A 14,253-nucleotide genomic window follows, 5' to 3' on the forward strand; every position below is an offset into this window, starting at 1 on the left:
CCTCCTTCATGCAGAACGACGCCCAGCGATCGGCACGGACGGACTGGGACGAGCGGATCGCGCTCCGCAGCGACGAGGAGCGCGAGTTCGCCTTCCCGGACCTCGACCCACCCAAGGAGGTCCGTGCGGTCGGCGGTGTCGGTCAGGTGACGATCGACTGGACTCCGGTCGACGGTGCCGCCGGGTACTTGATTCTCCGGGGCACGGGTGAGCGCGGTCCGCTGCAGCCGGTCGACCACCACAGCGGCGACGTGCTGTCGGTCCCGTCGCCGCCGTACGTCGACACGACCGTCACCGCGGGAACGCCGTACCGCTATGCGGTGGCGAGCGTTCCCGAGGTGACGGTGCTGAAGGGGAGGCCGAGCCAGACCGTCGGCGCGGTGCCTCTGGTTGCCGATGGCATCGTTCCGACGGTCGACGTGAGCGTGGATGTGGTTGCTGCTGGCACCGAGTTGGCCAAGCCGTGGGTGCCGATGATCGGCAGCGAACGACTCAGCCAGCTGCTCTGCACCGACCGGACCGGCGGGCACGAGATCGGGGTGGAACTCGAGGACGCGCTGCGCAGGATGCACGACGAGATCGGCGTACGCACGGTTCGCGCGCACGCGATCTTTCACGACGACACGCATGTGATCACCGAGTCCGGCTACGACTTCTCGGTCGTGGACACGATCTACGACAAGCTGCTCGCGATCGGGCTGCGGCCGGTGGTCGAGCTCGGCTTCATGCCCCGGGAGCTGGCGGCCGACCCGTCGAAGACGGTCTTCGAGTACGGCGCGATCATCTCGCCGCCGGCGTCGTACGACGCGTGGTACGACCTGGTCCGCGCACTGGTCCAGCATCTCGTCGACAGGTACGGCCTGGACGAAGTGCTGACCTGGGACTTCGAGGTCTGGAACGAGGCGAACCTCGAGGTCTTCTGGTCCGGCACGAAGACCGAATGGCTGCAGCTCTACGACGTATCCGCGGCGGCCGTGAAGTCGGTCGATCCCCGGCTCGCGGTCGGCGGCCCGTCCTCCGCCGCGGCCGGCTGGGTCGACGACCTGCTCGACCATACCAAACGGTATGGTACGCCGATCGACTTCGTCTCCACGCACACCTACGGCTCACCGCCGCTCGACGTACGGGCGTCGTTGGAGCGGCACGGGTACGGCGACCTGCGGATCCTGTGGACCGAGTGGGGCGTGACGCCGACGCACTTCAACCCGATCAACGACTCGGTCTTCTCCGGGGTGTTCCTGCTCCGCGGGATGAAGTCGGCGGCCGGCCGGATCGACGCACTCTCGTACTGGGTCGCGTCGGATCACTTCGAAGAGCTCGGTCGTCCACCGCGGCTGCTGCACGGTGGTTTCGGCCTGCAAACCGTTGGCGGGTTGGCGAAACCGCGCTACCACGCGATGACTCTCCTGAGCCGGCTCGGCCCGGTCGAGCTCCCCGTCACCCTCACCGGCGACGGCGCCGACAGCCTCATCGAGGCCTGGGCGTCCCGCGATCGCGACCGCGTCGCCGTCCTGCTGTGGAACCTCACGCTTGATCAGACGAAGGCGAACGGCGCATCGGAGCTGTCGAGAAACATCCGTCTAGAGCTACCCGGCGTTGATCCGTCCTGGCAGGCGACCGCGACCACGCTGGAGATCGGCGTAGCCGATGTAGCGACGGCGGCGAAGGATCTGCCGGACTGGCCGCCAGACGACCAGCTCGCCGAGCTGGCCGAGCAGACCAAGCTCGTCAGTACTCCACTGGAGTTGCACGACGGAACGGTCGAACTGTCCCTCCCGATGCCTTCCGCAGTTCTCGTGGAGCTGCAGAACCCCTTGCTTTCCCCACCCCACCGCCCCGGTCAGGCTCATCGAGGTTGACCGCCTCCTGGATCCACCGCTCCACCCCCGCGATGTGCACCGTCGCCCAGGACCTGGCCACCTCCGGCTCGCGTCCCTCGATCGCATCGAGGATGGCGCGATGCTCGGCCAGCGTCCGGGTGACGGCATCGCTCTGCGTCAGTCCCCGCCAGATCCGCGCCCGGTACGTCGGTTGCCGCAGACTGTCGATGATCGAGGCCAAGGCGCGATTGCCGCTGCCCAGCGCCACCACCTTGTGGAACTCCACGTCGCTGGTCAGCAGATCCTCGACCGCCGGCTCCGGCCCCAGCTCGTCGAGCATCTTGCGAAGTGCCGCGATGTCGTCGTCCGCCATCCGCAACGCCGCCCGGGCCGCCGCGGCCGGCTCGAGAATCCGCCGTACCTCGAAGAACTCCAGCACCGACGCGTCCTGATGCAGGTCGAGGACGAAACCCATCGTCTCCATCAGCAGCGACGGATCGAGACTGGTGACGAACGTGCCGTCGCCCTGCCGGACCTCCAGCACCCGGATCAGCGCGAGCGCCTTCACCGCCTCGCGCAACGAGTTCCGGGACAGGCCGAGCCGGGCGGCCAGGTCGGCCTCCCGCGGCAAGCGATCGCCGGGCCGCAGCTCCCCGGCCACGATCATCTGCTTGATCCGATCGATCGCCTCGTCGGTGACGCGCATCGCCTCACCTCCTGAATCTGCTGAGACATCCGATGTTCCTGCACCATACATCGGATGTCTAGGGCGGAATTGCCGGTTCAGGTCGTGAATTATGGCCCTGAGGTGTTGACTGCGCCGAATGCCTCCGACTATAGATCGGATGAATCAGTACGTTTCTTGAATTTCAAGCACTGTCCCTGGAGGTCAGCGATGAAAGCAACACCGGCGCGGACACGCCGCTGGGTCACCGCCGCTCTGTCGGTCCTGGCCCTGACCGCCGTGACCGCCTGCGGGGGCAACAACGGCAGTAGCGGCAGTAGTTCGGGATCGGCCGACAAGGCAGACCTGACCTGGGCGTTCTGGGTCGCCGGCAGCGAGGATCAGGCAGCCTGGCAGAAGGTCGCCGACCAGGCCCATACCGATCACGCCGGGATCACCGTCAAGCTCCAAGGCGCTCCCTGGGACAGTTACTGGTCGAAGATCGGGACCACGCTCGCCGGCGGCAAAGCACCTTGCATCATCGGTATGCAGAGTCTGCGGATGGCGTCCTACGCCAATGCGATGCTGCCGTTGGACGACCTGATGAAGAAGTACGGCCTGAAGGCCGAGGACTTCGACAAGCCGATCATGGACGGCCTGAAGGCGGACGGGAAACAGATCGCGATCCCGTACGACTCGGGCCCGATGGTGATCTTCTACAACAAGGACATGTTCAAGGCCGCCGGCGTAGCTGACCCCAAGCCGGGCTGGACGATGGACGAGTTCAAGGCCGCCGCGAAGAAGCTGACCGCCGCCGGCAAGACCGGCCTGGTGACGACCCCCGGCGACCTCGGCACGATGTCCTGGGTGCGGACGATGACCGGCGCCGAGCCGCTGGCCGACGGCAAGCTCAACTTGACCGACTCGAAGTTCGAGCAGGGTTTCTCGCAGTACGCCGACTTCGTCAAGACCGACAAGATCGCCCCGCAGGTGCCGGGCGGCAACCCGGACTTCGAGACCCAGCAGTTCACCGGCGGCAAGGCGGCGATGCAGCTGAACGGGCCGTGGTCGCTGATCGACACCAAGGGCAAGGTCAAGTTCGACCTCGGGATCGCGCCGATCCCGGCCGGTCCGGACGGCTCCAAGACCTACACCGCCGGCTCGGGCTTCGGTATCGCCCGGTCCTGCAAGACGCCCGACGCGGCCTTCCAGGCCATCATGTCGATGACCAGTGAGAAGCCGCTGACCGTGCTGGCCCAGGCCGGCCGCGCGTACCCGGCCCGTACCGTGGCGCACCCGGTCTGGTTCACCGCCGCGAACATCCCGGGCGCGAAGGAGACGATCGACTACGCCTCCGAGCACTCGATCCCGCTGGTCACCTCGAAGAACTGGGTCCAGGTGGCCGACCTGCTCAACCGGTTCGGGACGCAGGCGCTGAACGGCGAGATCCCGCCGGACCAGGCGCTGAAGACCATCCAGGACCAGGCGGGCGCTGGTTCCTGATGGCAACCGACACAACCGTCGCTCCCCCGGGCGCACCTGTAGGTGCCGCCCGGGCGGGGCGCCGGCCCGCGTTGCGACGGGACGGTCGGTACGCGTCGGTCTTCCTGGCTCCGAGCCTCGGCGGGCTGGCCCTGTTCACGTTGTTCCCGACCGCGATGGCGCTCGGCATCAGCCTGTTCGACTGGCCGGTGTTCGGCACCCGCTCGTTCCTCGGCCTCGGCAACTACTCGCACCTGCTGCACGACGCGGTCTTCCGCCGGGTCGTGCTCAACACCGTGCTGTTCGTGGTGCTGTACGTGCCGCTGAACGTGGTCGTCTCGCTCGGGCTCGCGGTCTGGCTCGGCCCGCAGATCAAGGGCCGGCAGATCTTCCGGGTGCTGTTCTTCATCCCGGTGATGACGCCGATGGTCGCCAACGTGATGGTCTGGCGGCTGCTGTTCCAGCCCGGTGGGCTGATCGACGGCGGCCTGCAGAGCTGGTTCGGCATCGACGCGCCGAACTTCCTCGGCTCGTCGACCTGGGCGATGCCGGCCATCGTGGCGATGTCGATCTGGCAGGGCTTCGGGTACAACTTCCTGGTCTTCTCGGCCGCGCTCGACCAGGTGCCGCAGTCACAGCTGGAGTCCGCGCAGATCGACGGCGCCGGGCCGTTGCAGCGGTTCCGCTACATCACCTGGCCGATGATCACCCCGTCGATGTTCTTCGCCACCACGATGACGCTGATCACGTCGTTCCAGGTGTTCGCGCAGCCGTTCATCCTGACCCAGGGCGGCCCGGGCGTGGCCACCCAGACCATCGTCATGTACGTCTACAACCAGGGCTGGCAGTTCCTCACGATGGGGCTGGCCTCGGCGGCCGGCTGGGTGCTGTTCGTGATCATCATGGGCATCACCGCGATCCAGTTCCTCGGCCAGAAGCGGTGGGTGAACTATGACGTCTGAGACCAACAGCGCCGTCCGCAAGGTCCGCAGCGGCGTCTCGCACACCCTGCTGATCATCGTCGCGATCGTCTTCCTCGGGCCGTTGGTGTACGCCGTGTCGACGTCGCTGAAACCCGCCGACGAGGTGTTCACACCGACACCGCACCTGTTCGGCTCCGAGATCCGCTGGAAGAACTACGCGGACGCCTTCACGTTCGCGCCGTTCGACCGCTACTTCCTGAACAGCCTGTTCGTGGCGGTGGCCGGCACGCTGGTGGTGGTCGCTGCCTCGAGCATGTCGGCGTACGCCTTCGCGCGGCTGAAATTCAGGGGCCGTGAGCAACTGTTCGTGCTGTTCCTCGGCACGCTGATGGTGCCGCAGGAAGTGCTGATCGTGCCGATGTACTGGCTGATGCAGTCGCTCGGCTGGGTGGACAGCTACTGGGCCCTGATCCTGCCCTGGGCGTTCACCGCGTTCGGCACGTTCCTGCTGCGGCAGTTCTTCCTCACCGTCCCGGCCGAGCTCGAGGAGGCGGCCCGGGTGGACGGCTGCGGTCCGTTCGGCTCGTTCTTCCGGATCATGCTCCCGCTCGCGCGGCCGGCCATCGCCGTACTCACCGTCTTCACCTTCATCAGCTTCTGGGGCAGCTTCCTATGGCCGTTGATCATCATCAACAGCGTCGAGGACAAGGGCACGGTGCCGTTGGGCCTGGCGCAGTTCGTCGGCCAGCAGGGCACCCAGTGGAACCTGATGATGGCGGCGTCGGTGATGGCGATGATCCCGACCGTCCTGCTCGTCGTCCTGCTGCAGAAACACCTCGTCCGCGGTCTGCTCGTCACCGGACTCGGCGGCCGTTGAACCCCGCCCCCTCCCCTTCTTTCCTTCCTTCATTAGGAGTTCTGATGACTGATACGCCTCCCGCGGCTTCTGTCGAGAAGTTCCGCGACTGGCGGTTCGGCCTGTTCGTCCACTGGGGCCTGTACTCGCTGCCGGCCCGGCACGAGTGGGTGAAGAACCGTGAACGGCTGACCGACGAGGACTACCAGCCGTACTTCGACCACTTCGAGCCTGACCTCTACGACCCGCGCAAGTGGGCCGCTGCCGCCCGTGGCGCCGGGATGAAGTACGCCGTACTCACGACCAAGCATCACGAAGGCTTCTGCCTGTGGGACTCCGAGGTGTCCGACTACACGGTCGCGCACACCGCCTGGGGTGCGGGCAAGGATCTCGTGAAGCAGTTCGTCGAGGCGTGCCGGGCCGAAGGGCTCGGGGTCGGGTTCTACCACTCGCTGATCGACTGGCACCACCCGGAGTTCCCGATCGACGTCCTCCACCCGCAGCGGTACGACGAGGAAGCGCAGGCGAAGGCGGCGGGACGGGACGTCCAGGTGTACGCCGACTACCTGCACGCGCAGACGCGTGAACTGCTGACGAACTACGGGCCGATCGACATCATGTGGTTCGACTTCTCGTACCCGAACCGCAACCGCGAGGACGGTCTTCCCGGTCCGGGCAACGGCAAGGGTAAGGACGAGTGGCGGTCCGTCGAGCTGATGGCGATGGTGCGGGAGCTGCAGCCGGACATCCTGATCAACGACCGGCTGGACATCCCTGGGGACTTCGTGACGCCGGAGCAGTACCAGCCGGACGGTCCGATGGAGCGCGACGGCGTACCGGTGCTGTGGGAGGCGTGCCAGACGCTCAACGGCAGCTGGGGGTACGACCGGGACAACCTGGACTGGAAGTCACCGGAGACGCTGGTGAAGATGCTGGTCGACTCGGTCTCCAAGGACGGCAACCTGCTGCTGAACGTCGGTCCGACCGGGCGCGGCGAGTTCGACCCGCGCGCGCTGGCGACGCTGGCGTCGATCGGTGAGTGGATGCGGTTGCACGAGCGGTCGATCCGCGGTGCGCGACCCTCGGAGTACACGCCGCCCACCGACGCCCGCTACACACAGAAGGGCAACCGCCTCTACCTGCACCTGTTCTCCTGGCCGATGGGCCACGTCCACCTCCCTGGCCTGGGCGGGAAGGTCAAATACGCCCAACTCCTGAACGACGCCTCCGAGATCAAGCGCATGCCCAACGACCCCAATCAAACCGCCCAGAACACCCGCATGGGCGGCGTCTCCCCCGACACGCTAACCCTCAAACTCCCCATCCAACGCCCGAACGTCGAGGTCCCGGTAATCGAACTCTTCCTCTGAACCTCAGGAAGCCGGGGTGGGGCGGCCAGGCTGTTCTCCGCCCCGGCTTTCCAGGTAGCTGTTCTTGGGGACCATTACCTTGCGCCGGAAGAGGCAGACTACGGTGCCGTCTTGTTTGTAGCCCTTGGTTTCTACGTGGACTATGCCGCGGTCGTCCTTCGACTTGGACTCCCACTTGTCCAGGACTACGGTCTCGCCGTAGATGGTGTCGCCGTGGAAGGTGGGGGCGACGTGGCGGAGTGACTCGATCTCGAGGTTCGCGATCGCCTTGCCGCTCACGTCGGGGACGGACATGCCGAGCAGGATCGAGTAGATGTAGTTGCCCACCACAACGTTCTTGCCGAACTGGGTGGTCTCCTCGGCGTAGTGCGTGTCCAGGTGCAGCGGATGATGGTTCATCGTCAGCAGGCAGAACAGGTGGTCGTCGTACTCCGTCACCGTCTTGCCCGGCCAGTGCTTGTAGACGGCACCGACCTCGAACTCCTCGTAGCTGCGCCCGAACTGCATCGCGGTTCCTCCTCGGTCCTGGATTCCCCATGCTGCCGGGTCCAGGCGCATCCGGACCGTGGTCTGGCTCTCACCGAGGCGAGAGATACGTCACCCGATCAGTCCTGGGTGGGCTGCTGCACCGGGTGGTCGGGCATGACCGGGTGAACCTCACCCTTCAGCGCCAGCTTCGCCAGGTGGTTCCGGGCCTCTTCAGCGAACTTGAAGTCGCACAGTACGTCGTAGGTCGTCGCCACCACCGCGGTCCGCGAGGTGAAGTCACGCCGGCCCGCGGACTGCGCGTAGCTCAGGCCACCGAACACCAACCCGAAGAACGCACCGAGCACCACACCGGTGAGCAGCGCCGCGAGCCAGTTGCCTGTCGTGAACAGCCCCAGCAGCAGACCGACGAACAGACCGAACCAGGCGCCGCTGGCCAGACCCGCGGTCAGCGCGCGGCCCCACGTCAGCCGGCCGGTGATCTTCTCCACCTGGCGCAGGTTGTTGCCGACGATGGTCGTGTGCTGCACCGGGAACTTCTCGTCCGAGAGATAGTCGACAGCTCGCTGCGCCTCCCGGTAGGTGTCGTACGTCCCGATCGTCAGACCGGTCGGTCTGGGGTCCATCGAGGGCATGCCCTGCGCGGTCATCGTCGTTCCTCTCCACGTGCGTCCACCCCCCATCATTGCCGACAGCTGGTTACCGCGTCTTGATAGCCTCGCCGTGATGGCCGGGCGACGGTGGGACATGGGCGCGACACGCCGAGTAGGACGGGCCTTCGCCCGCCACGGTGGCGCTGACGGCCGTACGCCGGACGAGGTCGTCACCGGCAAGCTCGAGGGCGCCCTGATCGACTGGGGTCTCTACCGCGACGGTGTACGCGACGAGCGGGTCAATTCGTACACCGACGCGCTGGACCGGGCCCGGCACGGCCAGGGGTTCGTCTGGATCGGCTTGTTCGAGCCGACCGAACACCAGCTCGCCATCATCGGCCAGGAGTTCGGTCTGCACCCGCTGGCGCTCGAGGACGCGTCGGAGGCACACCAGCGCCCGAAACTCGAGCGGTACGCCGACACGCTGTTCGCGGTCTTCAAGACGGTCACGTACGTCCCGCACCGGGATCTCACCGCTACGAGCGAGGTGGTAGCGACCGGCGAGGTCATGGTCTTCTGCGGCGCCGGGTTCGTCGTCACGGTCCGGCACGGTGAGCACAGCGAGCTGACCGGACTGCGCCAGGAGCTGGAGAAGGAGCCGAAGCGGCTGGCCGCCGGTCCGGGCGCAGTACTGCACGCGATCGCCGACCACGTCGTCGACCGGTACCTGGAGGTCGCGGACGCCGTACAGGCCGACATCGACTCGATCGAGACCGGCATGTTCACGCCGCGTGGCTGGCGGAACATCGACAAGGTCTATCAGCTGAAGCGCGAGGTCCTGGAGCTCAAGCGGGCCGTGGCACCGCTGACCGGTCCGATGCGCGCACTGTCGACGCTGCGGAACCCGCTGATCGCCGAGGAGACCAGGAACTACTTCCGCGACGTCGACGACCACCTGCAACGAGTGAAGGAGCAGGTGATCTCGTTCGACGAGCTGCTCAGCTCGATCCTGCAGGCCGGGCTGGCGCAGCTGCAGGTGGCCGAGAACGAGGATATGAGGCGGATCTCGGCCTGGGTCGCCATCCTTGCGGTGCCGACGATGATCGCCGGGATCTACGGCATGAACTTCGACTACATGCCCGAACTGCGCCTGAAGTACGCGTACTTCGTCGTCCTCGGCGTCATGGCATCCGCGTGTGTCGTCCTTTACCGCTTGTTCAAGCGGAACCACTGGCTGTGATGCAGGTGTTCTCTACCGTCCGATAGGCGACTTGGCAACCTTTTGCCATGGCCGGGAGTACCTGCGGATTGGAATGTTCAAACGGTTGTGGACCAATCCGCCGCCTTGATTGAATTCTGCCGTCGCGTTCGGTCAGGAATCGAGCACGTTCTGCGACCAAGGGGAGGGACTTGCGGTGCTTCGAATCCATTTCACGCCACGGGACCTCGCCCGCGTCACCGTCGCGACCAAGCCGGCGCCCCTCTGGGAGGTACTGCTCAGCCTGCACATGCTGCAGCACTCGGACGGCCGGCTGATCTTCGAGGACTGGCGCCGCCAGGTGCGGGCCAGAGTCGCGCCGGACCAGATGCGGCTGCTGCTGGAGCTCACGCCCTCGAAGGGCTACTCTCCCGACTTCCTGACGCCCGCGGAGTCCGCACCGGACTTCGACTCCGCGCTGGAGCAGGCGCTGGCGACGCCGCGGCAACAACTCCGCAGCCAGCTTGACCTGCTAGGGACGTACCGGCCGGCGTCGCCGTGGACCAGGGAGCTGGCGCAGGGCGGCCGGATGTCGATGCACAAGCTCGGCCGGGCCATCCGCACGTACCACGACGCGGCCATCGCGCCGTACTGGAAGTCGATCGGCACGCATGTGTCCGCGGACCACGCCCATCGTGGGGAGGCGCTGGCCCGGCACGGGGTGGACCGGCTGCTGTCGTCGCTGCATCCGCGGGTCCGGTGGGTCGCGCCGGTCCTGCAGGTGCTGGACATGAACGACCGCGATCTGTATCTCGATGGCAGGGGAATCGAGTTGCAGCCCTCGGCGTTCTGCTGGCAGGTACCGACCAAGCTGCGGGACCCGGACCTCAAACCGATCCTGGTGTACCCGATCCAGCATGCGCCGGGGATCCTGCGGCAGGCGTCGGCGGAGTCTGCCGAGTCTGCGCTGTCGAGTGACCCGCTGGGCTCACTGCTCGGCTCGACCCGCGCGGCCGCCCTGGAGGCGACCGTCAGCGGCTGTACGACGACGGAGCTGGCGAAACGCTGCAGCATCTCCCCAGCCGCAGCCAGCCACCAAGCGACCGTACTGCGGGAGGCCGGCCTCATCACCACCCGCCGAGCCGGCGCTTCGGTACGCCACGAGATCACCCAGCTGGGCATCTGGCTGCTGTCCGGCTACGGCTCCGGCCACTCCCGGCCTCCGGCGCGGACGCCCGTCTAGCCCCCACATCCCCTGCCCCGCCGCACGCTGGGCCGACCGGCACCGCCCCGCCTGTCGACCCAGCGTGCGTCCGTCAGAGCTTGTAGTCCTCGAGCAGGCGGCGGCCGATGATCATGCGCTGGATATCGGCTGTGCCTTCTCCGATCAGGAGCATGGGCGCTTCGCGGTAGAGGCGCTCGATCTCGTACTCCTTGGAGAACCCGTACCCGCCGTGGATGCGGAACGAGTCCTCCACCACCTGCGCGCAGTACTCACTCGCCAGGTACTTCGCCACGCCGGCCTCGAAGTCGTTGCGCGAGCCGCTGTCCTTCTTCCGGGCCGCCTTCACCATCAGCTCGTGTGCCGCCTCGACCTTGACCGCCATGTCGGCCAGCCGGAACAGCACCGCCTGGTGATCGGCGATCTTCTTGCCGAACGTCTCCCGCTGCTGCGCGTACGAGATGCCCAGCTCGAACGCCCGCCGCGCGACACCGCAACCACGCGCCGCGACGTTCACCCGGCCGACCTCGACGCCGTCCATCATCTGGTAGAAGCCCTTGCCCGGTACGCCGCCGAGGATCTGCGCGCCGTCGATCCGGTAGCCGTCGAAGACCAGCTCGGTGGTGTCGACGCCCTTGTAGCCCATCTTCTCGATCTTGCCCGGCACGGTCAGGCCCTTGTCGACCTCGCCGAACCCGGGCTCCTTCTCGACCAGGAACGTCGTCATGTTCTTGTAGACAGAGTCCTGCTGCTCGTCGGTCTTCACCAGGACGGCGACGAGGTTCGACGAGCCGCCGTTGGTCAGCCACATCTTCTGGCCGTTGATCACGTAGCCGTCGCCCTCGCGCGTGGCCTTGGTCTTGATCGCCGCGACGTCGGAACCGCAGCCCGGTTCGGACATCGAGAACGCGCCGCGCACCTCGCCGGTCGCCATCCGCGGCAGGTATTTCTGCTTCTGCTCGTCGGTGCCGTGCTGCAGCAGCATGTACGCGACGATGAAGTGCGTGTTGATGATGCCGGAGACGCTCATCCAGCCGCGCGCGATCTCCTCGACGCACAGTGCGTAGGTGAGCAGCGATTCGCCCAGGCCGCCGTACTCCTCGGGGATCATCAGCCCGAACAGGCCGAGCTCCTTGAGGCCCTCGACGATCTCGGTCGGGTACTCGTCGCGGTGCTCGAGCTCGGTGGCGACCGGGAGGATCTCCGCCTCGACGAACGCCCGGACCGTCTTCAGGATCTCTTCCTGAATGTCCGTGAGCCCCTCGGTCTGCTGCAACCTGCTCATGCTGCGCCTCCTTCGACCGGCTTACCCGCGAGTATCGCGGTAATCAGCATCCCGGCACGAGGGTGACACCCGCTGTGACATCGACCACCTGGCGGAGGTCGCGTGGCTCACTCGTTGTTGTCGTGGCCCGGGCGTGGGAGCGCCTGCCCGATGGACTGGAACAGAGCAGCGATCTGCGGGGTCGCCTGCCAGCGGTGGCGCTGCTGCGCCTCGAACAGCCGCTGCCGGGCTGCGTAGAAGTTCCGGGCGGCCGCACCCATGTCGCCGTGGTCGATCGCCTCGGCAGCCCGGTCCAGCTGCTGCGCCGCGTCGCGAGGTGCCTTGCTGTGGCTGCCCTGCTGCGTCGCACGGACCTGTGCGGCGAGTGTGCGCAGGTTTTGCACCAGTGCCGCCTGTGGGTTCTGCTGCGTCGGCTTCGGAGTCGGCTTGGGCGTGGGCTTCTTCGACGGAGTCTTCGAAGGCGTCGGCTCGGGCTTCGGCGTGGTCTTGGGTGCGCTGGTCGCCTTCACCACGGGCGCTGACGGCGTACCGCTGGCCTGTGCCGGCGGATCGGTTGTTACACCGGATCGGAGCAGCAGCGCGGCTACTACACCCGCTACGACGACAGCGGCTGCAACACCGATCTTTGCCAGTGGGAGCGTACGTCGCGGTGCTCGGTGTCCGCTGGCGGCAGCCTGGTCGTCGTCGTCCTCCCACCTGCCGACGCCGAGGACGTCCTCTGCTGCAGGCGGTGTGAACGCCAGCACCTGGGTCTGGTTGGCCGGTGCGAGGAGTGCAGCCACGTCGGCGGCCGACGACGGGCGGTCTGCCGGGTTCTTCGCCAGCAGGTGCGTGACGAGGTTCGACAGCTCCGGCGGTACGTCGGTGCGCGTGATCGGCGGCGGGGGTGCGTCGAGGTGCTGGCGCATCACCACGTCGACGGTCGGCCCGGTGAACGGCGGCGTACCGGTCAGGAGCTCGTGCAGGACGCAGCCGAACGAGTACCAGTCGCTGGCGGGCGTGGCCGGTTCGCCACGGACCTGCTCCGGCGACACGTACGACGCCGTACCGAGCAGGACGCCCAGTCCGGTCGTCTCGTTGCCGGCGCGCTTGGCGATGCCGAAGTCGGTCATCTTGAGCGTGCCGTCGGGTGCCAGCAGGAGGTTGCCCGGCTTCACGTCGCGGTGGACGATCCCGGCCTCGTGCGCCGCGTCCAGCGCGCGGGCGCCCTGGGTGGCGATGTCCGTGACCAGATCGGCTGTCGGGAGCCCCGCAGTACGCATGAGCTTCTGGAGGTCGGGGCCCTGGACCAGCTCCATCACCAGGAACACGTGGTCGCCGGCAGCGCCTACGTCGTACGTCGCAACCACGTTCGGATGGGACAGCCGCGCCGCGGCCTGCGCCTCCGCCTGGAAGCGCTGCACCGCGTCCATGGGGTCGCCGTCGAGGCTCCTGAGGAGCTTGACCGCCACCTGCCGGGCGAGCACGGTGTCCTCGGCCTGCCAGACCTCACCTGCACCGCCCCTGCCGAGCAGGGTCACCAATCGGTACCGACCTGCCAGTACCTCGCCGTTCACAAACCACACCTTCCGCAGTGGACCGCAACACCTTAGGCGGGAAGCGCGGGATGATCGAGTCCGCGGCCGAATCCTTGAGAAAGCCTTCCGGAACCTCTGCAGGCTGCGATCGGAGTACTACGGTGTGTCGCATGAAGCGATCGATACCCGCCCTGATCGCGGCCACCCTCGTCGCCGCGACGCTGACCACCTCGACGGCGTCCGCAACGCCCGTCCGGCACCCGAAGCCGGTCGTGACGTGCGAGTTCACGCCCACACCCGAGAACCCGGCCGCCAAGCCGGTGCGGATCCCGTCCGCGAAGGCGCGCGCGAAGGGCACGGTCGACGTGTTCTTCGTGACGAACTACGGACCGTTCGTCGTCCGGATGGACCGCGCCAACGCGCCGTGCGGTGTGCACAACTTCGTGCACCTGGTGAAGAGCCGGTTCTACGACTCGACGCAGTGCTTCCGGCTGACGAACTCGGCGCGGCTCGGCGTACTGCAGTGCGGCGACATCTACCGCCAGGAGGAAGGCGGACCGGGGTACAAGTTCCCGGACGAGGTGACCGGCAAGGAGACGTACCCGCGCGGCACTGTTGCTTATGGCAACCAGGGCCCGGGCACCAACGGCTCCGAGTTCTTCGTCGTGCACTCGTTCGCGAACATCGCGCCGAACTACACCGTCCTCGGCCACGTGATCGCCGGCATGTCGACGCTCGACCGCATGGTCGCCGCCGGCATCGCCGATCCCGACCAGGACGGGCCGCCGGTCGAGCCGATCCGCATCTACAAGGTCTGGAGCCGCTGAGGGGAGGGTA

12 protein-coding genes and 1 pseudogene are annotated in these 14,253 nt (G+C 67.0%); 8 read left to right on the forward strand and 5 right to left on the reverse strand.

Annotated features, from left to right (window positions below; genetic code table 11):
* Nucleotides 1-8 precede the first annotated feature (8 nt).
* The gene (locus tag AB0J62_RS01700) at nt 9-1,859 is read left to right on the forward strand and encodes a xylan 1,4-beta-xylosidase (RefSeq protein WP_363863015.1); all 1,851 of its coding nucleotides are present in this window, start codon (nt 9-11) and stop codon (nt 1,857-1,859) included.
* 40 nt (nt 1,860-1,899) lie between these two features.
* Here AB0J62_RS01700 and AB0J62_RS01705 read toward each other — a convergent pair.
* Nucleotides 1,900-2,577: pseudogene (locus tag AB0J62_RS01705) on the reverse strand (FadR/GntR family transcriptional regulator); the annotation flags it as partial.
* A 138-nt stretch (nt 2,578-2,715) separates the two neighbouring features.
* On the opposite strand from AB0J62_RS01705, the gene AB0J62_RS01710 reads away from it, so the two are divergent.
* From AB0J62_RS01710 to AB0J62_RS01725, 4 genes are read left to right on the forward strand one after another with little or no spacing between them, the layout of a single operon-like run.
* Entirely contained in the window at nt 2,716-3,987 is a 1,272-nt protein-coding gene (locus tag AB0J62_RS01710) for a sugar ABC transporter substrate-binding protein (protein WP_363863018.1), read from the forward strand.
* Nucleotides 3,987-4,928, forward strand: a complete 942-nt coding sequence (locus AB0J62_RS01715; protein ID WP_363863021.1) for a sugar ABC transporter permease — start codon at nt 3,987-3,989, stop codon at nt 4,926-4,928. The genes AB0J62_RS01710 and AB0J62_RS01715 overlap by 1 nt, the downstream gene beginning before the upstream one ends.
* On the forward strand, nt 4,918-5,766 hold the full coding sequence (locus AB0J62_RS01720; protein WP_363863024.1) for a carbohydrate ABC transporter permease: 849 nt from the start codon (nt 4,918-4,920) through the stop codon (nt 5,764-5,766). The genes AB0J62_RS01715 and AB0J62_RS01720 overlap by 11 nt, the downstream gene beginning before the upstream one ends.
* A 44-nt stretch (nt 5,767-5,810) precedes the next feature.
* Nucleotides 5,811-7,115: an alpha-L-fucosidase gene (locus AB0J62_RS01725; RefSeq protein WP_363863027.1), complete on the forward strand. Its 1,305-nt coding sequence runs from the start codon at nt 5,811-5,813 to the stop codon at nt 7,113-7,115.
* A 3-nt stretch (nt 7,116-7,118) separates the two neighbouring features.
* On the opposite strand, the gene AB0J62_RS01730 is transcribed toward AB0J62_RS01725, so the two are convergent.
* On the reverse strand, nt 7,119-7,673 hold the full coding sequence (locus AB0J62_RS01730) for a MaoC family dehydratase (protein WP_363863030.1): 555 nt from the start codon (nt 7,671-7,673) through the stop codon (nt 7,119-7,121).
* A 47-nt stretch (nt 7,674-7,720) separates the two neighbouring features.
* Nucleotides 7,721-8,251, reverse strand: a complete 531-nt coding sequence (locus tag AB0J62_RS01735) for a general stress protein (protein WP_363863032.1) — start codon at nt 8,249-8,251, stop codon at nt 7,721-7,723.
* Between the two features lie 76 nt (nt 8,252-8,327).
* Here AB0J62_RS01735 and AB0J62_RS01740 point away from each other — a divergent pair, with 76 nt between their 5' ends.
* On the forward strand, nt 8,328-9,434 hold the full coding sequence (locus AB0J62_RS01740) for a magnesium and cobalt transport protein CorA (protein ID WP_363863035.1): 1,107 nt from the start codon (nt 8,328-8,330) through the stop codon (nt 9,432-9,434).
* A gap of 175 nt (nt 9,435-9,609) precedes the next feature.
* A complete protein-coding gene (locus tag AB0J62_RS01745; RefSeq protein ID WP_363863038.1) occupies nt 9,610-10,635 on the forward strand; it encodes a winged helix-turn-helix domain-containing protein in 1,026 nt (341 codons plus the stop codon).
* Between the two features lie 73 nt (nt 10,636-10,708).
* Here the strand turns inward: AB0J62_RS01745 and AB0J62_RS01750 are convergent, their stop codons facing one another.
* Both AB0J62_RS01750 and AB0J62_RS01755 read right to left on the reverse strand, forming a co-directional pair.
* Complete coding sequence (locus AB0J62_RS01750) at nt 10,709-11,899, reverse strand: acyl-CoA dehydrogenase family protein (RefSeq protein ID WP_363863042.1); 1,191 nt, start codon at nt 11,897-11,899, stop codon at nt 10,709-10,711.
* A gap of 107 nt (nt 11,900-12,006) precedes the next feature.
* The gene (locus tag AB0J62_RS01755; protein WP_363863045.1) at nt 12,007-13,455 is read right to left on the reverse strand and encodes a serine/threonine-protein kinase; all 1,449 of its coding nucleotides are present in this window, start codon (nt 13,453-13,455) and stop codon (nt 12,007-12,009) included.
* Between the two features lie 131 nt (nt 13,456-13,586).
* On the opposite strand from AB0J62_RS01755, the gene AB0J62_RS01760 reads away from it, so the two are divergent.
* Nucleotides 13,587-14,243, forward strand: coding sequence for a peptidylprolyl isomerase (locus tag AB0J62_RS01760; RefSeq protein WP_363863048.1), 657 nt, complete (start codon nt 13,587-13,589; stop codon nt 14,241-14,243).
* Nucleotides 14,244-14,253: the final 10 nt, after the last annotated feature.

It is taken from the genome of Kribbella sp. NPDC049584 (assembly GCF_040675555.1).
In the GTDB taxonomy this organism is placed as follows: domain Bacteria; phylum Actinomycetota; class Actinomycetes; order Propionibacteriales; family Kribbellaceae; genus Kribbella.

What these genes read in the sequence shown, in the direction of transcription:
- AB0J62_RS01740 (WP_363863035.1), top strand. Translation starts at nt 8,328, where the DNA reads ATGGCCGGGCGACGGTGGGACATGGGCGCGACACGCCGAGTAGGACGG.
- AB0J62_RS01710 (WP_363863018.1), top strand. Translation starts at nt 2,716, where the DNA reads ATGAAAGCAACACCGGCGCGGACACGCCGCTGGGTCACCGCCGCTCTG.
- AB0J62_RS01720 (WP_363863024.1), top strand. Translation starts at nt 4,918, where the DNA reads ATGACGTCTGAGACCAACAGCGCCGTCCGCAAGGTCCGCAGCGGCGTC.
- AB0J62_RS01700 (WP_363863015.1), top strand. Translation starts at nt 9, where the DNA reads ATGCAGAACGACGCCCAGCGATCGGCACGGACGGACTGGGACGAGCGG.
- AB0J62_RS01760 (WP_363863048.1), top strand. Translation starts at nt 13,587, where the DNA reads ATGAAGCGATCGATACCCGCCCTGATCGCGGCCACCCTCGTCGCCGCG.
- AB0J62_RS01730 (WP_363863030.1), bottom strand. Translation starts at nt 7,673, where the DNA reads ATGCGCCTGGACCCGGCAGCATGGGGAATCCAGGACCGAGGAGGAACC.
- AB0J62_RS01715 (WP_363863021.1), top strand. Translation starts at nt 3,987, where the DNA reads ATGGCAACCGACACAACCGTCGCTCCCCCGGGCGCACCTGTAGGTGCC.
- AB0J62_RS01750 (WP_363863042.1), bottom strand. Translation starts at nt 11,899, where the DNA reads ATGAGCAGGTTGCAGCAGACCGAGGGGCTCACGGACATTCAGGAAGAG.
- AB0J62_RS01725 (WP_363863027.1), top strand. Translation starts at nt 5,811, where the DNA reads ATGACTGATACGCCTCCCGCGGCTTCTGTCGAGAAGTTCCGCGACTGG.
- AB0J62_RS01735 (WP_363863032.1), bottom strand. Translation starts at nt 8,251, where the DNA reads ATGACCGCGCAGGGCATGCCCTCGATGGACCCCAGACCGACCGGTCTG.